General features: G+C 67.8%; 19 protein-coding genes. 11 read left to right on the top strand and 8 right to left on the bottom strand.

Translation table 11 applies throughout. The annotated features are described in order from the left end of the window. The first annotated feature begins 1 nt into the window (after position 1). From ACFQ0E_RS17040 to folE2, 5 genes are all read left to right on the top strand, one after another. On the top strand, positions 2-1,360 hold the full coding sequence (locus ACFQ0E_RS17040) for a TRZ/ATZ family hydrolase (protein WP_386826256.1): 1,359 nt from the start codon (positions 2-4) through the stop codon (positions 1,358-1,360). A gap of 57 nt (positions 1,361-1,417) precedes the next feature. Next, complete coding sequence (ubiG, locus tag ACFQ0E_RS17035; RefSeq protein WP_386825891.1) at positions 1,418-2,131, top strand: bifunctional 2-polyprenyl-6-hydroxyphenol methylase/3-demethylubiquinol 3-O-methyltransferase UbiG; 714 nt, start codon at positions 1,418-1,420, stop codon at positions 2,129-2,131. 105 nt (positions 2,132-2,236) lie between these two features. After that, entirely contained in the window at positions 2,237-2,929 is a 693-nt protein-coding gene (gene gph, locus ACFQ0E_RS17030) for a phosphoglycolate phosphatase (RefSeq protein ID WP_386825889.1), read from the top strand. Then, positions 2,926-3,600: a phytoene/squalene synthase family protein gene (locus ACFQ0E_RS17025; RefSeq protein ID WP_386825888.1), complete on the top strand. Its 675-nt coding sequence runs from the start codon at positions 2,926-2,928 to the stop codon at positions 3,598-3,600. Before gph ends, ACFQ0E_RS17025 begins: the two co-directional genes overlap by 4 nt. Positions 3,601-3,714: 114 nt before the next feature. Then, the gene (gene folE2 / locus ACFQ0E_RS17020) at positions 3,715-4,647 is read left to right on the top strand and encodes a GTP cyclohydrolase FolE2 (protein WP_386825886.1); all 933 of its coding nucleotides are present in this window, start codon (positions 3,715-3,717) and stop codon (positions 4,645-4,647) included. Between the two features lie 36 nt (positions 4,648-4,683). Here the strand turns inward: folE2 and ACFQ0E_RS17015 are convergent, their stop codons facing one another. Together ACFQ0E_RS17015 and ACFQ0E_RS17010 are read right to left on the bottom strand one after the other, a co-directional pair. Further along, positions 4,684-5,814, bottom strand: coding sequence for a serine hydrolase domain-containing protein (locus ACFQ0E_RS17015; protein WP_386825884.1), 1,131 nt, complete (start codon positions 5,812-5,814; stop codon positions 4,684-4,686). A 95-nt stretch (positions 5,815-5,909) separates the two neighbouring features. Next, complete coding sequence (locus ACFQ0E_RS17010; protein ID WP_386825883.1) at positions 5,910-6,239, bottom strand: hypothetical protein; 330 nt, start codon at positions 6,237-6,239, stop codon at positions 5,910-5,912. Between the two features lie 156 nt (positions 6,240-6,395). On the opposite strand from ACFQ0E_RS17010, the gene ACFQ0E_RS17005 reads away from it, so the two are divergent. Next, the gene (locus ACFQ0E_RS17005; RefSeq protein WP_386825881.1) at positions 6,396-6,953 is read left to right on the top strand and encodes an RNA polymerase sigma factor; all 558 of its coding nucleotides are present in this window, start codon (positions 6,396-6,398) and stop codon (positions 6,951-6,953) included. Between the two features lie 8 nt (positions 6,954-6,961). Beyond that, positions 6,962-7,435, top strand: a complete 474-nt coding sequence (locus tag ACFQ0E_RS17000; protein WP_386825879.1) for a hypothetical protein — start codon at positions 6,962-6,964, stop codon at positions 7,433-7,435. A 13-nt stretch (positions 7,436-7,448) separates the two neighbouring features. On the opposite strand, the gene ACFQ0E_RS16995 is transcribed toward ACFQ0E_RS17000, so the two are convergent. Genes ACFQ0E_RS16995 through yidD form a run of 3 tightly spaced genes read right to left on the bottom strand, consistent with a single transcriptional unit; the run spans position 7,449 to position 9,945 of the window. Next, the gene (locus ACFQ0E_RS16995; protein ID WP_386825877.1) at positions 7,449-8,330 is read right to left on the bottom strand and encodes a M23 family metallopeptidase; all 882 of its coding nucleotides are present in this window, start codon (positions 8,328-8,330) and stop codon (positions 7,449-7,451) included. Continuing rightward, the gene (locus tag ACFQ0E_RS16990) at positions 8,330-9,685 is read right to left on the bottom strand and encodes a dihydroorotase (RefSeq protein WP_386825875.1); all 1,356 of its coding nucleotides are present in this window, start codon (positions 9,683-9,685) and stop codon (positions 8,330-8,332) included. The genes ACFQ0E_RS16995 and ACFQ0E_RS16990 overlap by 1 nt, the downstream gene beginning before the upstream one ends. Further along, on the bottom strand, positions 9,682-9,945 hold the full coding sequence (yidD, locus tag ACFQ0E_RS16985; RefSeq protein WP_386825873.1) for a membrane protein insertion efficiency factor YidD: 264 nt from the start codon (positions 9,943-9,945) through the stop codon (positions 9,682-9,684). The genes ACFQ0E_RS16990 and yidD overlap by 4 nt, the downstream gene beginning before the upstream one ends. A gap of 137 nt (positions 9,946-10,082) precedes the next feature. Here yidD and dksA point away from each other — a divergent pair, with 137 nt between their 5' ends. After that, positions 10,083-11,153, top strand: a complete 1,071-nt coding sequence (gene dksA / locus ACFQ0E_RS16980) for an RNA polymerase-binding protein DksA (protein ID WP_386825871.1) — start codon at positions 10,083-10,085, stop codon at positions 11,151-11,153. Between the two features lie 85 nt (positions 11,154-11,238). Then, positions 11,239-11,940: a hypothetical protein gene (locus tag ACFQ0E_RS16975; RefSeq protein ID WP_386825870.1), complete on the top strand. Its 702-nt coding sequence runs from the start codon at positions 11,239-11,241 to the stop codon at positions 11,938-11,940. Between the two features lie 23 nt (positions 11,941-11,963). Here ACFQ0E_RS16975 and ACFQ0E_RS16970 read toward each other — a convergent pair whose 3' ends face one another. The 3 genes from ACFQ0E_RS16970 to cysS form a co-directional block, all read right to left on the bottom strand. Further along, positions 11,964-13,280 carry an MFS transporter gene (locus tag ACFQ0E_RS16970; RefSeq protein ID WP_386825868.1) on the bottom strand — a complete coding sequence of 439 codons (1,317 nt, stop codon included), beginning with the start codon at positions 13,278-13,280 and terminating at the stop codon, positions 11,964-11,966. Between the two features lie 12 nt (positions 13,281-13,292). Continuing rightward, the gene (locus ACFQ0E_RS16965) at positions 13,293-13,742 is read right to left on the bottom strand and encodes a SufE family protein (protein ID WP_386825866.1); all 450 of its coding nucleotides are present in this window, start codon (positions 13,740-13,742) and stop codon (positions 13,293-13,295) included. A gap of 105 nt (positions 13,743-13,847) precedes the next feature. Continuing rightward, positions 13,848-15,272, bottom strand: a complete 1,425-nt coding sequence (gene cysS, locus ACFQ0E_RS16960) for a cysteine--tRNA ligase (RefSeq protein WP_386825865.1) — start codon at positions 15,270-15,272, stop codon at positions 13,848-13,850. 114 nt (positions 15,273-15,386) lie between these two features. Between cysS and ACFQ0E_RS16955 the strand changes: the two genes are divergently transcribed. Together ACFQ0E_RS16955 and ACFQ0E_RS16950 are read left to right on the top strand one after the other, a co-directional pair. Continuing rightward, complete coding sequence (locus tag ACFQ0E_RS16955) at positions 15,387-15,776, top strand: hypothetical protein (protein ID WP_386825863.1); 390 nt, start codon at positions 15,387-15,389, stop codon at positions 15,774-15,776. 469 nt (positions 15,777-16,245) lie between these two features. After that, entirely contained in the window at positions 16,246-17,250 is a 1,005-nt protein-coding gene (locus ACFQ0E_RS16950) for an N-acetylornithine carbamoyltransferase (RefSeq protein ID WP_386825861.1), read from the top strand. The last annotated feature ends 16 nt before the right edge of the window (positions 17,251-17,266 follow it).

The following is a 17,266-nucleotide window of genomic DNA, read 5'->3' as shown; positions in this document are numbered from 1 at the left end:
CATGACCGGGACGGCCCGGCCCACCGATTCCACCATCCCCGAACCCTGCCACCTGCTGATCGAGGCCGGCCACGTGGTCCCGATGGACCGCCCCGGGGTCGTGCTCCAGGACCACGCGGTGGCGATCCGCGACGACGTGATCGTCGCCGTGCTGCCGATCGCCGAGGCCCGCGCCCGGTTCGCGCCGAAGGAAACCGTGTCCCGGCCGGATGGCGCGCTCATCCCCGGCCTGGTCAATGCCCACACCCACAACCCGATGACCCTGATGCGCGGCGTCGCCGACGACATGCCGCTGATGCGCTGGCTGCAGGAGCATATCTGGCCGGTCGAGGGCGCGATCATGGGCCCCGAGTACGTCGCCGACGGCGTCACCCTGGCCATCGCCGAGATGCTGCGCGGCGGCACCACCTGCTGCAACGAGAACTACTTCTTCCCCGACGTGCAGGCGGCGACCTACCGGCGCTTCGGTTTCCGCGCCCGCGTCGGCCTGCCGGTGATCGATTTCCCGACCGCCTGGGCGAAAAGCGACGACGAATATTTCGACCGCGCCTGCGAGGTGTTCGATCAGTGGCGCCACGACGCGCTGGTGTCGACGACCTTCGCGCCGCACGCGCCGTACACGGTGTCTGATGCCAGCTTCGAGCGCATCCGCATGCTCGCCGACCAGCTCGACATCCCGGTCCATCTGCACACCCACGAGACTGCGCAGGAAGTCGCCGAATCTCAGAAGAAACATGGCCAGCGCCCGCTCGCGCGCCTCGACCGCCTCGGTCTGGTCAACGACCGCCTGATCGCGGTGCACATGACCCAGCTCACCGACGCCGAGATCGCACTGTGCGCGGAGCGTGGCGTCAGCGTGGCGCATTGCCCCGAATCCAACCTCAAGCTCGCCTCGGGCTTCTGCCCGGTCGGCAAGCTGCAGAAAGCCGGCGTCAACGTTGCGATCGGCACCGATGGCTGCGCCAGCAACAACGACCTCGACATGTTCGGCGAGACGCGCACCGCCGCGTTGCTGGCCAAGGCCGTGGCCGAGGATGCCGCCGCGCTGGATGCCTTCAGCGCGCTGCGCGCCGCGACGCTGGGCGGCGCGAAGGCGATGGGTCTCGATGACCGCATCGGCTCGATCGAAGCCGGCAAGCAGGCCGACCTCGTCGTCGTCGATCTCGCCGCGCTGGAAACCCAGCCGCTGCATCACGTGCTGTCGCAGCTGGTCTACGCCACCGGCCGCTATCAGGTCACCGACGTGTGGATCGCCGGCAAGCCGAAGCTGCGCGAGCGCCTCCTCGTCGACATGGATCTCGACGCGATCCTCGCCAATGCGAAGCAGTGGCGGGATCGGATCGGCGGGATTTCGCATTAGTCCTGTCATCCCTCGCTGCGCTCGGGGTGACAAGAATCAAAACGCAACGGTGATCGCATGACGACCGCAACACACACCGACAACTTCAGTCAGGTCGAACTCGACAAGTTCAACGCGCTGGCCAACCGCTGGTGGGACCCGGAAGGCCCGCAGAAGCCGCTGCATGCGCTCAATCCCGCGCGGCTCGGCTACGTGCGCGACCGCGTGCCGCTGCGCGGCGTGCGCGCGCTCGACGTGGGCTGCGGCGCGGGCCTGCTCAGCGAGGCGCTGGCGCGCGAGGGCGCGGAGGTGACCGCGATCGACCTGGCGCCTGACCTGATCAAGGTCGCGAGGCTGCACGGGCTCGAATCGGGCGTGAAGGTCGATTACCGGCTGTCCCCGGTCGAAGCGCTCGCGGCCGAAGCGCCCGGCACTTTCGACGTGGTGACATGCATGGAAATGCTGGAGCACGTGCCCGATCCCGGTTCGATCATCGCCGCCTGCGCGACCCTGCTCAAGCCCGGCGGACGCCTGTTCGTGTCCACGCTCAACCGCACGCCCGCCGCGTTCGCGCTGGCGATCGTCGGCGCCGAGTACATCGCGCGCATGCTGCCCAAGGGCACGCACCAGTACCGTGACTTCATCAGGCCGTCGGAACTCGGCGCGTGGCTGCGCGAGGCCGGCTTCTTGCTGGAGGACGTCAGCGGCCTGTACTACGACCCGCTGCGCCACAGCGCGCGCGTCGGAAAGCGGACCGACGTGAACTACCTGGCCTGCGCGCTGAAGCCGTGAACCTGCCGTGTGCTCTTGTAGAGCGGAGCTTGCTCCGCTGCGAATGAAGATCCTGTGCATTGAGCGGAGCAAGCTCCGCTCTACACCCACCATGAGGCAACTCGCTTGACCCAGACCCGTTTTCCCCGTGGCGTGCTCTTCGACCTCGACGGCACCCTGCTCGACAGCGCGCCGGACATGGTCGCGGCGATCAACCTGATGCGCGCCGAGCGCGGCGAATCGCCGATGCCGCTGGCCGACCTGCGTCCGCACGTGTCCAAGGGCGCGCGGGCGATGATCCGCGCCACCTGGGGCCATTTCGACGAAGCGACGCGCGAATCGATGGTGAAGCCTTTCCTGGACACCTACGAGCGTGAACTCGGCAAGCACTGCACGCTGTTCGACGGCATCGCCGAGATGCTCGACGCGCTGGAAGCCGACGGCGTGCGCTGGGGCATCGTCACCAACAAGCCTTATTACCTCGCCGAGCCGCTGATCCCGATGCTCGGCTGGGCCGATCGCTGTGGCGTGCTGATCGGCGGCGATTCGCTGGACGAGCGCAAGCCGCATCCGCTGCCGCTGCTGCATTCGGCCGAGGTCATCGGCATCGCGCCGGAATCGATCGTCTACGTCGGTGACGACGAGCGCGACATCGTCGCCGCGCGCGCGGCCGGCATGCCGTCGATCGTGGCGCTGTGGGGCTATCGCCTCGCCGAGGACGATCCGGTTGCGTGGAACGGCGACGTGATGATCGAAGACCCGAAGACGCTGCTCGATCCGACCGCCTGGCCGCTGGCGCCAGCCGCGCTCCCCGCATGACCGACACGACCGATCTCGACGACTTCCTCGACAAGTGGCGCGGGCGCTGGCCGGAATGGCGCATCGCCCAGGTGTTCGTGCCCGAGCCGCAGCGCCCGCTGGTCGAAGCCTGGTTCGCGCTGCTCCAGGAATGGACCGACGCCGCCTGGGCGGGCGAGGACCCGACGCCCGGCACGGCCAAGCTCGGCTGGTGGCAGGAGGAACTGCGCGGCTGGTCGAAGGGCCTGCGCCGGCATCCGCTGGGCCGCTTGCTGCAGAAGCAGCCGGCGCCGTGGCCCGCGTTGGCCGAGGCGCTTGCCGCGCTGGCGTCTGTCCGCGAACCGCTGCGCGCCTGGGCATCGCCGAACGACGCGCGCGCTGCGCTGAAGCCGTTCGCCGACGCGATCGCCGCCTGCGAAGCGGTGCTGTTCGCAGGACAGGCCGGGCAGGGCGATGCGTTCTCGATCCTCGCTGCGCATGCGCTGTGGCATCGCGAGGACGACGGCACCGCCGGCCGCGCCCGCGAATGGGCCGGCGCGCTCGCCGCGCAGCCCGCCACCCGCGCCGGAACGCGTCCGCGCCGCATCCACGATGCCCTGACCGCCGGCCGCCTGCGACGCCTTGCCCGATTGGGCGACATCACCGCGTTGCCCCCGCTGGCCGCGCTGTGGCGGAGCTGGCGGGCGGCTTGATCTGCGTGTTGTGGCGGGTTCCGCTTCAAAACAGACCGTTCCGGTCCTGATTGCCGGCCGGGCCGGAGGGGCGCGGGTACAATGGCGCTCCTTTCCGTAGTCCGGACCCCACCCGTGACGCCGCGACCGCAACACCATCCCTTGCCCGATGTGGCCGGCGACGCCGCCGCCGCCGCCCGACCGCTCGACTGGGTCGGCATGCGCCGCATCGCACTGCCGCTGCGTATTCGCGGCGATGCTGGCGACAGCCTGCAGGTGCCCGCCTCGGTCGATGTTTTCGTCGACCTGCGCGACGCCGACGCCCGCGGCATCCACATGTCCCGTCTCTACCTGCGCCTGCAGGACAGTCTGGTCGAAGAGGTGCTCACGCCCGCCCGTCTGCGCCGCGTGCTGCAGGAGTGCCTGGATTCCCAGGGCACGCTGTCCTCGTCCGCGCGACTCGTGCTGCGCTTCGACCAGATGCTCAAGCGCCGTGCGCTGGCCACCGACAACGCCGGCTGGAAGCGCTATCCGGTCGAAATCGACGCGCTGCTGGCCGATGGCCACATGACCCTGTCGCTGTCGTACGCGATCGACTATTCCAGCACCTGTCCGGCCTCTGCCGCACTGTCGCGCCAGCTCAATGCGCAGCGCTTCGCCGAGGATTTCGCCGCCGCGCACCCGCTGTCCACGCAGGTGGTGCGCGACTGGCTGGCGTCCGAGCGCGGCCTCGCCGCCACGCCGCACGCGCAGCGCAGCACCGCCGAAATCCGCATCGACCTGCAGCCCGCGTTCGACGAACTGCCGATCGCCGACCTGATCGATCGTGCCGAAGCCGCGCTGGGCACGCCGGTGCAGACCGCAGTGAAGCGCGAGGACGAACAGGCCTTCGCACGACTGAACGCCGAGAACCTGATGTTCTGCGAGGACGCCGCGCGTCGCGTCGCCGCCGCGCTCGCCGACGACGAACGCGTGCAGCGCTTCGATGTCCGCGTCTCGCACTTCGAGAGCCTGCATCCGCACGACGCGGTGGCGCAGGTCTCGGGCAAGGGCCGCGCGGTCGGCTGAGTCCGCTGGTTCAACCTGCTGGTTCGATGGGTGGACTCAGCCTGCGAGCTTGCGCAGCCAGTCCACGAACGCGGGATCCCGGCCGATCGCATCGATGATCGGCAGCACCGCCTGCGGGCCGTTGCGGCTGTTGGTGAAGATCACGGTGCCCTCGCGCGCATCCGGCGAGACGTAGCCGAGCGTGAACGTGCCCTCGTCCATGCCGGTGTGCATCAGGTAGCGGCGGCCGTCGATCAGGAACGATTCCCAGCCCAGGCCGAACCCGACTTCGTCCGGGCAGGTCGCCTCGCGTGGCGACGCGCACAGCTCGGCGCGTCGATCGGTCTGGATGCGCGAGCGTTCGCCTGCGGTCGTCTCGTCGACACCCTGTCGTTCGATCAGGCCGATCAGGAAGCGCGCATAGTCGCGCGGTGTCGAGAACACGTCGTCCGAAGCGATGTAGCGCGTGGCGATCTGCGGCGCCAGCGGCCGGCCCTCGGGATCGTGCGGCAGGGCGATGCGGCCCTCGAACCACGGGCGTCGCGTGTACGCGGTTTCGGCCATGCCGCTCGGCGCGAACACCAGCCGCTCGGCCAGGGTCTCGAAAGGCGTGCCGGTCTTCTTCTCGACGAAGCGCGCCATGTATTCGAAGCCTTCGCCGGAATAGCCGAAGGCTTCGCCGGGCGTGCGCTCGAAGCGCAGCGTGCCGTCGCGCCAGTTCGGGAAGCCGGTGCGATGGCTCAAGGCGATGCGCGGGGTCAGCGCGTCGCGACGCGGGTCGTCGGCGAGATCCGGATCCACCCAGTGCTTCGCCATCGATTCGTCCAGCGACACCTCGCCGCGCGCGACCAGCCGCAGCACGACTTCGGCGGACAGGGGCTTGGTCATCGATGCGATGTTGTAGAGCGTGGCCGGCGTCGCCGGTACACCCGGCCTCGCTTCGCCCCACGTGGCAACGAAGGACACGCGACCGTCCTCGATCCGCGCGATCGAGACGCTGGCGATGCGTTTTTCGGCGAGCAGTCGCGGCACGAGGCCATCGAGGCGCTGCAATGCGGCGGGCGTGGCTTGGGCAGGCGCGTGCTTCGCTTCGGCAAGACCCGCAAGCGGCGAGGCGCAGGCGTGCATGGCCAGCGCGCCGAGCGCGAAGCCGAACAGGGTGGGCAGGTAGGCGGTCCGGGTGTGCATGGGTGTTCCGGTGTGGGTGCCGACGAATCGTCCGGCAAGGCGGGGGCGTCCGGCGCGGCGCGCCGGGGTGTCGTCGATCGAGGTGGTGCCGCGCGTCAGCGGCGATCGCGGGTGAGCGCGAAGTACAGCAGCTGGCTCAGTCCGGTGGCGGCGAGCAGGATGCCGATCGCGCCGGGCGTGACCTCGCGCAGGCCGAGCAGGTCGATGATCGCGAAGCCGGTCGCGAGGAAGGTCGCGAGCAGGCCCCAGCGCAGCGAAGACAGGCGGCGTTCCGCCTGCTCGCCCTGCAGGATCGAGCGCAGCAGGTCCTCGGTGCCGGGCTCGCGCAGCATGCGGTAGCGCATGACGGCGTCGACCAGCACGCGGAAGGCGTAGGTGATGCAGACGAACAGGGCCAGCGGGACGATGATCTGCTTCAGTTCCATGAGCGGTTCCGGGGCGGGCGACTTGCCCGTTTCCACACAGGACACGCGAAGGGGCGAAGCGGTTGCAGTCGGATTGCGCTGCCAGGTTGCGATCGCTCGGTTTGCAACCGGTCGCCCCGCTCGCGTATCTAGGATGGAGTCACTGCCCGGACCCGCATGCATCCCGATCGCGCCCTCGTCGAAGCCGTCCTCGCCGGAGCGCCGGGTGCGTTCGAGCGACTCGTGGGCGAATACCAGGGGCTGTGTTGGCACATCGTGCATCGCCTGGTGCGCGATGCCGACGACGCCCGCGACCTGTGCCAGGACACCTTCCTGCGCGTGTACCAGAACCTGCACCAGTATCGGCACGATTGCCCGCTCAAGCACTGGATCGGCCGGGTGGCGTATTCGATCGCGCTGCGCCACCTGGAGCGGCGCAGGATCGCGCTCGACGCCGAGCTGCGCAGCGACGAAGCCCTGCTGACGGCCGAGGACCAGGTCGAGACCTTCGACTACGTCGCCGCCTGCGACGATGCAGCCGCCGCGCGGCGGCTGCACGACGCCATCGAGACCCTGCCGCCGCTGCCGCGCATGCTGCTGACCCTCCATCACCTCGACGACGTGCCGATTCCGGAGATCGCGCAGATCACCGCGCTGCCGGTCGGCACCATCAAGAGCCATCTGTTCCGCGCGCGCTTGAAGCTGCGCGAGCGGCTCGAAACCGGAGCAACCTGATGAACGCCTTGCCCGACGACCCGAAGGCTGAAGCCCGCGATGACCTCGATGCCGACGCGGTGCACGCACGCGAATGGCGGCTGCAGGAAGGCGCCCGCGCGGCGCATCGGCAGTGTGATCCGCCGGACGGCGACGCGCGCGCCCTGCGCTATCGGTTGATCGCGCGCGCGCTCGACCGCGAGCCGCAGGATTCGTTGCCGAGTAATTTCGCGTATGCGCAGGCGCAGCGGATCGCGGCGCTGGTCGCGGAGCGCCGGCGTGCCGACGCGCGATTCATCCGAAGGCTGCGCTGGGCGTTCGCACTGGGTTATGGCGGCGCGATCGCGGTCGCGGCGCTCGTGTTCCGCGACGAACTGTCCGCATGGCTGGCGGCGCCGGCGGTCGCGGGCGTGCTGGGCAGCCCGTGGCTGCTGGCGGGACTTGGCTGCGCTGCGATCGTGTCCGTGCTGCAGGTGGGGGCGTGGCGCGGAATGCGTCGATGACAGACGCGAGAGATCAGGGCGCTGCCGGCACCACCGCGCCCGACGCTTCCAGCACCAGCAGCGGATCGACCCGCGTCGAGAACCAGTTCATGCCCCAGTGCAGGTGCGGCCCGGTCGAGCGCCCGGTCGCGCCGACCGCTGCGAACACCTGACCCTGCTCGACGTGGTCGCCGACCTTCACGTCGATCCGTGAGAGGTGCAGGAAGTTCGAGCTGACGCCCGCGCCGTGGTCGATCAGCACCGTGCCGCCGGTGAGGTAGAGATCCGGCGCGGCGAAGGTGACGATGCCGGCGGCGGGCGCCTTCACCGGCGTGCCGTTCGCCGCCGCGATGTCCATGCCCGAATGCGGAGCCTTCGGCACACCGTTGTAGACGCGCTGGTTGCCGAAGCGACCACTGATCCGGCCTTCGACGGGCCAGATGAAGGGCTGCGCGAAATCCTCGCGTGCGTCGTCGCGGCTGCGCATCGCCGAGACTGCAGCCTGCTCGCGTTCGATGCGTGCGGCGATCTCCGGCGGCGGATCGACGGTCGAGGGCGGCACGCCGTCGATGCGTTCGACCGGCCAGTCGCGTGGATCGATGGCGATCCGGCGTTCGCGGGACTGGAAGCCGGGCGAGGCGATGGACACGACCGCCTCGCCGGTCGCATCGCGGCCGATGCCGAACACGAAACGTCCGTTCGGCGACACCCGCAGCGTCCTGCCGGCATGGGTGACGATCGCGGCGGGATCGGTCTGGCCGATCACCAGTGCGCCCTGCTGCCCGCGCGACGGCAGCCGCACCGCCACCGGCTGCATCGTGCCTGCCATCGACGACGTGGGCACTTCGCGCACGGTGGTGGCGGTGCCGCAGGCGGCGAGCGCGAGCGGTGCGAGCAGCAGGACGAGACGACGCATCAGCGGTCGAACGCCAGGCGCATGCCGCGCGGTTCGCCGACCAGGTGCGTGCCGTCCCAGGCGAGGTGGCCGTTGACCCAGGTCGAAGCGATCCGCGAGCGGAAGGTCCGGCCCTCGAACGGCGACCAGCCGCACTTCGACAGCACCTGCGAGCGTTCGACGGTGAACGGCGTGTCGTCGATCAGCACCAGGTCGGCATGGTAGCCCTCGCGCAGGAAGCCGCGTTCCTTCACGTCGAACAACTGCGCCGGCGCATGGGCGAACTTCTGCACGACGTGCGCCGTCGAGAAATGGCCTTCGTGCACGCATTCCAGCGCCGCGTTCAGCGCGAACTGCACCAGCGGCAGGCCGCTGGGCGCGCGCAGGTAGGGGTTCTGCTTCTCTTCGAGCGTATGAGGGGCGTGGTCGGTCGCCAGTACGTCGATCACGTCGTCGGCCAGCGCGCGGATGATCGCTTCGCGGTCCGAGGCGTCCTTGATCGCGGGGTTGCACTTGATGAAGTTGCCGAGTGTGGCGTAATCGCGACTGTCGAAGCGCAGGAAGTGCACGCAGGTCTCGGCGGTGATGCGCTTGCGGCTGCCGTCCGGGCGGATCAGCGGGCCGCGCTCGAAAAGCGCCAGTTCGTCGGCGGTGGAGATGTGCAGCACGTGCAGGCGGGCGTCGTGCTTGCGCGCCAGCGAGATCGCCAGCTCGGTCGACTTGATGCAGGCGGCGCGGTTGCGGATCTCGCCGTGGAACTCGACCGGAATGTCGTCGCCGTACTTCTCGCGGTACTTCGCCAGTTCCGCGTCGATCATCGGCGTGTCTTCGCAGTGCGTGATGATCGGTGTCGGCGCGTCCCGGAACACCGCGTCCAGGACGTCCGGGTCATCCACTAGCATGTTGCCGGTCGATGCGCCCATGAAGATCTTCACGCCCGGCGTGGTCAGCGGGTCGATCGCGCGGATGTCGTCGATGTTGCCGGTGCTGGTGCCCATGTAGAAAGCGTAGTTCGCCCGGGCCCGGCCGGCGGCGCGGCGGTACTTGTCGTCCAGCGCCGCGCGGTCCAGGGTCGGCGGGCTGGTGTTGGGCATTTCCATGAAGCTGGTCAGGCCCCCGGCCACGGCGGCGGCCGACTCGGTGGCCAGGTCGCCCTTGTGCTCCAGACCCGGCTCGCGGAAGTGCACCTGGTCGTCGATCATGCCCGGCAGCAGGCGGCGGCCGGCGGCGTCGATCACGGTCTCGCCCGCGCGCGCGGCCAGGCCTGTGCCGATTTCGGTGATCCGTCCGTCGGCGAAGCGCAGGTCGCCGTCGAACTCGCGGCCTTCGTTGACGAGGCGGGCGTTGACGATCAGGGTGGGGGCGTGGGCGGTCATGGGCGGCTCGATGGGCGGTCGTTGCGGGAGGAGTCGGCGGCGGGGCGCTCGGGCACCGGGTCGTGGCCGCCGGGACAGAGGGGGTGGCAGCGGGCCAGCCGTCGCACCGTGAGCCAGCTTCCATGAACCGCACCGAAGCGCTCGATGGCGGTCATCGAGTACTCTGAGCAGGTCGGAACGAAGCGGCATCGCTGGCCCAGCATGGGACTCACCCAGCGTTTGTAGAAGCGGAGTGCGACGATCAGCAGACGGTCGATCAAGGATTTGATCCAGCGGGAAAGCGAGCGGGGCAACCAGTGCGTCATCCTCGTACGAAAACGAGGTTGCCGCTGCAGTCCCGGCAGGGTATAACACCCCGCTTTCCCGCCTCAAGGGAAGATACGAAGGATTCTCCGACGTGGCAGTGAAAAAACCCGTGAAGAAGGCCGCGAAGGCCACCAAGCAACCCGCCAAGGCGGCCGCGAAGAAGACTGCGGCCAAGCCCGCCGCCAAGCCGGCTGCGAAGGCGCCCGCCAAGGCCGCAGCCAAGCCTGCCGCGAAGCCGGCGGCGAAGAAGGCCGTGTCCGCCGCCAAGCCTGCAGCGAAGCCCGCCGCCAAGCCGGCCGCGAAGGCCGTGGCGAAACCTGCCCCGACCAAGGCCGTCGCCAAGCCTGCGCCGAAGCCCGCCCCGGCCGCCAAGGCTGCGCCGGCCAAGGCGCCTGCGAAGGCTCCGGCTCCGGCCCCCGCCAAGGCGCCTGCCAAGGCTCCGGCGATGAAGTCGCCCGCGCCCAAGCCGCCGAGCAAGGTCGAAGCCAAGCCTGCGGCCCCGAAGGCCGAAGCTTCGGCGCCCGCCGCCAAGCCCGCGGCCGCCAAGCCTGCGGCCCCGGCCAAGGCCGAGGCGCCCAAGGCTGCGGTGAAGGCCTCCGCCCCGAGCAAGCCGACCCAGACCGCCGTCCCCGCCGTGACGCCCCGTCCGGCTGCCGGCAAGGTCGCGGTGGCCGTGGCCTCGCGCCCGGTCTCGCCGACGCCCAAGACGGAGTACAAGGTCGTGCCCTACAAGACCGACGAAGCCACCGGCCGTCCGATCGTCCCCCAGGGCTACAAGCCCAGCGCGGACGAGGAGTACATGAGCCCCCTGCAGCTGGAGTACTTCCGCCAGCGCCTGCTGCAGTGGCGCGCCGAGCTGATCGAGGAGTCGAAGCAGACCATCGAGAACCTCAAGGACGAAGTGCGCGATGTCGGCGACGACGCCGAACGCGCCACCCGCGAGACCGAGAACTCGCTGGAACTGCGCACCCGCGACCGCTACCGCAAGCTGATCGGCAAGATCGACAGCACGCTCAAGCGCGTCGACTCCGGCGAATACGGCTACAGCGTCGACTCCGGCGAGGAAATCGGCCTGCATCGCCTGGAGGCCCGCCTCACCGCCGAGCGCACGATCGACGAACAGGAACGCTGGGAACACCTGCAGAAGCAGCAGGGCGATTGATTTGACAGGGATTAAGGCCTCGCATTTGCGGGGCCTTTTCTCAAATGAGATCCGTAGGTATATGGTCAATGAAAAAGGATTTTTTATGTCCGATAACAGTTGCTTTGTAATCATGGCGATAGGCGACCAAGATTATTCTGGTCAGCGTATCTCCAGCGCTGAGTTGAAGTCGCGCTACGATGATTTGATTAAAGAAGCAATTAAAAAAGCCAGGCCTTCATTGGATGTTATACGGGCCGATGAGGTTTCTGCGCCAGGTACGATTACAACAGATATAGTTACTAGAATTATGCATTCTCGGTATGTCATTGCAGATGTCACATATCCGAATCCGAATGTCTTCTATGAGCTTGGGTTGAGGCATGCGAGCAAGCCGGGGACGATAATTATTAGGGATTCGTCTGGCCCTAAAATCCCATTTGATATCGCTCACCTCAGATATGTCGAATATGACAACACTGCAAGTGGATTGAAGGCTTTGGCTACAAGGCTTGGTGAGCAATTTTCCTTTATGGAAGGAAATTCGCAGAAGCCAGATAACCATTTTCTAGAAATGGCTAAGTTGACGAACTTCGAATTTCCAAGCTATGGAAAAGACGATAAGCCTCTAGAATTGAAGATAATCATGGAGGCAATGAAATCGCCAGAGCTGGTTCAGCTGATCTCAAGGCAATCGTCGGGTGAGGCTATTCCAACGCACGAACTCATGCGAATTCTCGGATCAAGCCCTGTGTTTGCAGAGTTGTTTATTTCAAAAATGCTCATGGATGGCAGTATCAAATTTTAGTCAGTTAATTGAGCATTCTTACGTCACTGAAGGTCATTTAAATTTAAGCGCCGCAGCGTCGGCGCCTTCAGCGCGGTGAGCGCGACCACGCCGAGGGTGACGCAGCCGCCGAGCACCACGGCGTGGGCGAGACCGAGCAGGCGGGCCATCGAGCCGGCGTAGAACGCGCCGAGTTCGTTCGACGAGCTGATGAAGATGCTGTTGATCGACGACACCCGGCCGCGCATGTGGTCGGGCGTGGCGAGCTGCATGATCGTCGAGCGCAGCACCACCGACACGCCGTCGAACATGCCCGAGAGCAGCATCAGCAGCACCGACAGCCACAGGGTTTCCGACAGGCCGAAGCCGATGATGCACAAGCCGAAGCCGGCGACCGAGCCGAGCAGGAAGCGTCCGGCATGCTGCTGGATCGGTTTGCGCGCCAGCCACAGGCCGACCAGCACGGCGCCGGTGGCTGGGGCGCTGCGCAGCAGGCCCAGGCCCATTTCGCCGGCGTTGAGGATGTCCTTGCTGAAGGCCGGCGCCAGCGACACTGCGCCGCCGAACAGCACCGCGAACATATCCAGCGCCATCGCGCCGAGCATCACCGGGGTGCGGAACACGAAGCGCAGGCCCTCGCCGATGCTGGCGAAGATCGGCGTGCGTTCGTGCGACAGCGCCGGCTCGGTAGTGCGCAGCGTCGCGATCGCCACCGTTGCGGCCAGCGCCGCGATCGCGCCGAGCGCGTAGGACCATGCGTTCGGGCCCACCGACCCTTCGCCGTAACCACCGAGGTGCTTGGCCAGCCAGATCGCCCCGGTGCCGATCACCGGGCCGAGCACCAGCGCGCCCTGGAACACCACCGCGCCGACACTCGATGCTCGCGCGAACTGGTCGCGCGGCAGCACGCAGGCGAACAGGGTGTTGTAGACCGGGCCGAGGAAGGCGCGGACCATGCCGGTGAACACGATCGCGCCGTAGATCAGCACCAGGCGCGGACCGCTGTCGGCGGCGTCGGCGAACAGCCAGCCGGCGGCGACCGGGATCAGCAGCAGCGGGGTGATCGCCAGGCCCAGGCACGCGATCACGCCGAGCCGTCGCTTCGGCAGGTGGTCGACCAGGTAGCCGGCGAACGGCGCCACGCAGAAGAACGGCAGCACTTCCGCCAGGCCGAGCAGGCCGAGCTTCCACGGGTCGCCGGTGAGGGTGTAGACGTGCCAGCCGACGGTCACCGCGACGATCTGGTACGAGACGACCGTCAGCAGGCGGTAGGCCATCAGCCGCACGAAGGCGGGATGCCGCAGCGGCGATGCGCCGGGAAGTGATGGGCTGGCGGTGTCGTCGGCCTCGCTCGCGTACATGCGCGCGGCGGCTCAGTGCGTGACGCGTGCGGCGGCCGCGTCGGCGGCGCGGGCCTTGATGAAGGCCAGCAGCGCGGCCAGGCCGTTGCTGCGAGTGGGCGACAGGTGCTTGGCCAGGCCGATGTCAGCGATGTAGGTGGTCTCGGTGGCGAGGATCTCGTCCGCGCTGCGCCCCGAATAGACGCGCAGGGCGAGATAGACCAGGCCGGAGACGATCGCCGAGTCGCTGGCGGCGGTGAAATCCAGCTTCGCCGCATCGCCGGACACGGCGATCCACACCATCGACTGGCAGCCGTGCAGGCGGTGCTCTTCTGTCTTCAGCGCCTCGTCCATCGGCGGCAGCTTGCGGCCGAGATCGATCAGGTACTGGTAGCGCTCGGACCAGTCGCCGAAGAACGCGAATTCCTCGCGGATGGTGTCCTGGGCGGCGGCGGCGGTAGGTTCGAGGGGGAAGGTGGTCATCGGTCGCTTATTGTAGGAGCGGCGCGAGCCGCGACTCATGGCGTGGTTGCATGAGAGCGTTCCGTCCGCTGTGCGGCCGGAGGGCTGCCGTCCGTGGCGCGCGGATCAGGCGCGCTTCCAACGCACCCCCTGCGGCGTGTCCTCCAGCAGGATGCCTTCGTCGGCGAGCTGTTTGCGGATGGCGTCGGAGCGGGCGAAGTCGCGGTTCTTCTTGGCTTCGTTGCGCTCGTCGACCAGCGCCTGGATGCGCGCGTCGTCGTCACCGGACGCGCCGCGCGCGAACCAGGCTTCGTGCGACTGCTGCAGCAGGCCGAGAGCGAGGCCGGCACCAAGGATATTTGCCTTCGCGTTTGCCAGATCAGAATGTTCAGCTTGGCCCAGTCCACCCGGAGTATTTGCAAGGACATGACGGGCAAAGCTCGCGTCAGCGGCGAGCGCAGCCAGCGCTGCGGGCGTATTCAGATCATCGTCCAGTGCAGCTTCGACTGCGACCGGAATCTTAGGCTCCACCTCGTACGCACCCAGTTCCCGCAACGTTCCGTACAACCGATCCAGCGTCTTGATCGACTGCTCGATCAGCGCGTCCGACCACTCCAGCGGCTGACGGTAGTGCGCCGAGAGCAGGGCATAGCGCAGGGCTTCCGGCGGCTGCTCGCGCACGAGGTCGTGCACGCGCTGGATGTTGCCGACCGACTTCGCCATCTTGGCGCCGCCGAAGTTCAGCATGCCGTTGTGCATCCACCAGCGCGCGAAGGTCTTGTGGCTGCCGTCGGCGTGCTTGTGCGTGCACTCGCTCTGCGCGACTTCGTTCTCGTGGTGCGGGAACTGCAGGTCGACGCCGCCGGCGTGGATGTCGATGGTCTCGCCCAGATGGGCCTCGGCCATCGCCGAGCATTCGATGTGCCAGCCGGGGCGGCCGACGCTCCACGGCGACTCCCAGCCGGGCAGGCCCTCGGTCGAGGGTTTCCACAGCACGAAGTCGCCCGGGTTGCGCTTGTACGGGGCGACTTCGACGCGTGCGCCGGCGAGCATTTCCTCGGGATCGCGGCGCGAGAGCTTGCCGTACTCCGGGAAGCTGTCCACCGCGAACAGCACGTGGCCCTCGGCGGCGTAGGCATGACCCTGGTCGATCAGGCGCTGGATCATCGCGATCATGTGCGGGATGTGCGCGGTCGCGGCGGGCTCGATGTCCGGGGCGAAGTCGCCGCTCACGCCCAGCATCGCCATGTCGTCGCGGTAGGCCGCTGCGAACTTATCGGTGATCGTCGAGATCGGCACGCCCTGTTCCATCGCGGCGGCATTGATCTTGTCGTCAACGTCGGTGATGTTGCGGGCGTAGCGCAGCTTTCCGTAGCGGCGGCGGAGCAGGGCGGCCAGTACCCCGAACACCACCGGGCCCCGGGCGTTGCCGATGTGCACGTAGTTGTAGACCGTCGGGCCGCAGACATACAGGGTCGGGCCTGCGGCGGGGTCGAGGGGTTCGAACGCCTCGACCCGGCGGGTCAGGCTGTTGTAGAGATGCAGGCTCATCGTGAACGCGTGCGTGGGATTGACCCGATTCTAGCCGTTGCACTCCCTGCACGACAGCGGCCATTCAGCGTGGCGGCGACATCGGCCGGCCCGAGGCTCTACACTGGCTGGCTCATGCGCCCGATCCCCTCCGTCCTCCTCCGCTGCGCCTGCCTCTCCTCGCTCATCGCGCTGTCCGCCGCGCATGCCGAGGACAAGGTCGCGTCGCAGGCGTCGAACGTCCGCACCGAATACGCCCAGGTCCTGCGCGTGCAGCCGGTTTACCAGACGCTGCGCGCCCAGGCCGTCGAAGAGCGCTGCGAACCGGCATCGGAAGTGGGGGCGGCGGCCCGGCTGTGCCGCCCCGTGCGGGTGCAGAAGGAGTTCCAGCGGCCGGTGGCCTACGACGTCGATTACATCCATCGCGGCGTCACCTACCGCTCGCGCCTGCCCATCGATCCCGGCAAGCGCCTGCGGGTCCGGATCACCGTCACCCCCGACATCCCGCCCGGCGAGCGTCGCTGAGTCCTCGGGCATGGGGCCATGAGGGATCGTCATGAGCCCTCGGCTTTGTTGCCCGAGCCGGGCCTGGTGTCCGTTCGATACCGCGTATCCATGCCGAAATTGCGATGAATGCCACGAATCGGCAGTGATCGGGCCGCGATACGCGTCCGTCGCCCGATGCTTGCGATGCCGGGCCACCCGTGCGAGCATGCGCGCCCTATGAACACCTGCTCCTTCTTCGGCGCCCAGCCGCTTGCGACGACCAGTGCCCGGATGGCCTCCGGCATGACCTCGCGCGCGCGCCGACCGGAACCCCACACGCCAGCTGGGTGATCCGGAGCTTCGTCGTTGCCGCAACGACCACAAGAATCCACCGATCAGGCCCGGCTCCCGCCGGGCCTTTTCTTTTGCCTTTCGCCCGTCCCGCTCGACATTCCGCAACCTCTCCCCGCCATCCTCGCGCAGACCGCGCCCCCCACCGAGACCGCCCATGAAGCACTTCTTGAACACCCAGGACTGGAGCCGCGCCGAACTCGACGCCGTACTCGCGGAGGCCGCCCGGTTCAAGCGCCACAAACTGGGCGACCAGCTCAAGGGCAAGAGCATCGCCCTGGTGTTCTTCAATCCGTCGATGCGCACCCGCACCAGCTTCGAGCTGGGCGCCTTCCATCTCGGCGGGCACGCGGTGGTGCTTCAGCCCGGCAAGGACGCTTGGCCGATCGAATTCGACCTGGGCACGGTCATGGACGGCGAGACCGAGGAGCACATCGCCGAAGTCGCCAAGGTGCTCAGCCGCTACGTCGATCTGATCGGCGTGCGCGCCTTCCCGAAGTTCGTCGACTGGGCCAGCGATCGCCAGGACAAGGTGCTGACCGCCTTCGCGAAATACGCGACGGTGCCGGTGATCAACATGGAGACGATCACCCATCCCTGCCAGGAGCTGGCGCATGCGCTGGCGCTGCAGGAGCATTTCGGCACGTCGGACCTGCGCGGCAGGAAGTACGTGCTGACCTGGACCTATCACCCGAAGGCGCTGAACACCGCCGTCGCGAACTCCGCGCTGACCATCGCCACGCGCATGGGCATGGACGTGACCCTGCTGTGCCCGACGCCGGACTACATCCTCGATGAGCGCTACATGGGCTGGGCTGAGCAGAACGTCGCCGAGAACGGCGGTTCGCTGACCGTGAGCCACGACATCGACAGCGCCTATGCCGGTGCCGACATCGTCTACGCCAAGAGCTGGGGCGCGCTGCCGTTCTTCGGCAACTGGGAGCCGGAAAAGCCGATCCGCGACCAGTACAAGCACTTCATCGTCGACGAACGCAAGATGGCGCTGACCAACAACGGCGTGTTCTCGCACTGCCTGCCGCTGCGCCGCAACGTCAAGGCCACGGACGCAGTGATGGACGCGCCGTACTGCATCGCGGTGAACGAAGCCGAGAACCGCCTGCATGTGCAGAAGGCCGTGATGGCCGCGCTCGCGAACCAATGAATTCCCTTCCCCTCGG

Source organism: Lysobacter brunescens, from assembly GCF_042677005.1.
In the GTDB taxonomy this organism is placed as follows: domain Bacteria; phylum Pseudomonadota; class Gammaproteobacteria; order Xanthomonadales; family Xanthomonadaceae; genus Lysobacter_I; species Lysobacter_I brunescens.
Note: the sequence above shows the minus strand (reverse complement) of the source record. Positions and strands in the feature narration are given on the sequence as shown.

Bases quoted from the DNA above. Each gene is read 5' to 3' on its own strand.
- ACFQ0E_RS17040 (WP_386826256.1), top strand. From the start codon at position 2: ATGACCGGGACGGCCCGGCCCACCGATTCCACCATCCCCGAACCCTGC.
- ubiG (WP_386825891.1), top strand. From the start codon at position 1,418: ATGACGACCGCAACACACACCGACAACTTCAGTCAGGTCGAACTCGAC.
- ACFQ0E_RS17025 (WP_386825888.1), top strand. From the start codon at position 2,926: ATGACCGACACGACCGATCTCGACGACTTCCTCGACAAGTGGCGCGGG.
- ACFQ0E_RS17015 (WP_386825884.1), bottom strand. From the start codon at position 5,814: ATGCACACCCGGACCGCCTACCTGCCCACCCTGTTCGGCTTCGCGCTC.
- ACFQ0E_RS17010 (WP_386825883.1), bottom strand. From the start codon at position 6,239: ATGGAACTGAAGCAGATCATCGTCCCGCTGGCCCTGTTCGTCTGCATC.
- ACFQ0E_RS17005 (WP_386825881.1), top strand. From the start codon at position 6,396: ATGCATCCCGATCGCGCCCTCGTCGAAGCCGTCCTCGCCGGAGCGCCG.
- ACFQ0E_RS16995 (WP_386825877.1), bottom strand. From the start codon at position 8,330: ATGCGTCGTCTCGTCCTGCTGCTCGCACCGCTCGCGCTCGCCGCCTGC.
- ACFQ0E_RS16990 (WP_386825875.1), bottom strand. From the start codon at position 9,685: ATGACCGCCCACGCCCCCACCCTGATCGTCAACGCCCGCCTCGTCAAC.
- ACFQ0E_RS16975 (WP_386825870.1), top strand. From the start codon at position 11,239: ATGTCCGATAACAGTTGCTTTGTAATCATGGCGATAGGCGACCAAGAT.
- ACFQ0E_RS16970 (WP_386825868.1), bottom strand. From the start codon at position 13,280: ATGTACGCGAGCGAGGCCGACGACACCGCCAGCCCATCACTTCCCGGC.
- ACFQ0E_RS16965 (WP_386825866.1), bottom strand. From the start codon at position 13,742: ATGACCACCTTCCCCCTCGAACCTACCGCCGCCGCCGCCCAGGACACC.
- cysS (WP_386825865.1), bottom strand. From the start codon at position 15,272: ATGAGCCTGCATCTCTACAACAGCCTGACCCGCCGGGTCGAGGCGTTC.
- ACFQ0E_RS16955 (WP_386825863.1), top strand. From the start codon at position 15,387: ATGCGCCCGATCCCCTCCGTCCTCCTCCGCTGCGCCTGCCTCTCCTCG.
- ACFQ0E_RS16950 (WP_386825861.1), top strand. From the start codon at position 16,246: ATGAAGCACTTCTTGAACACCCAGGACTGGAGCCGCGCCGAACTCGAC.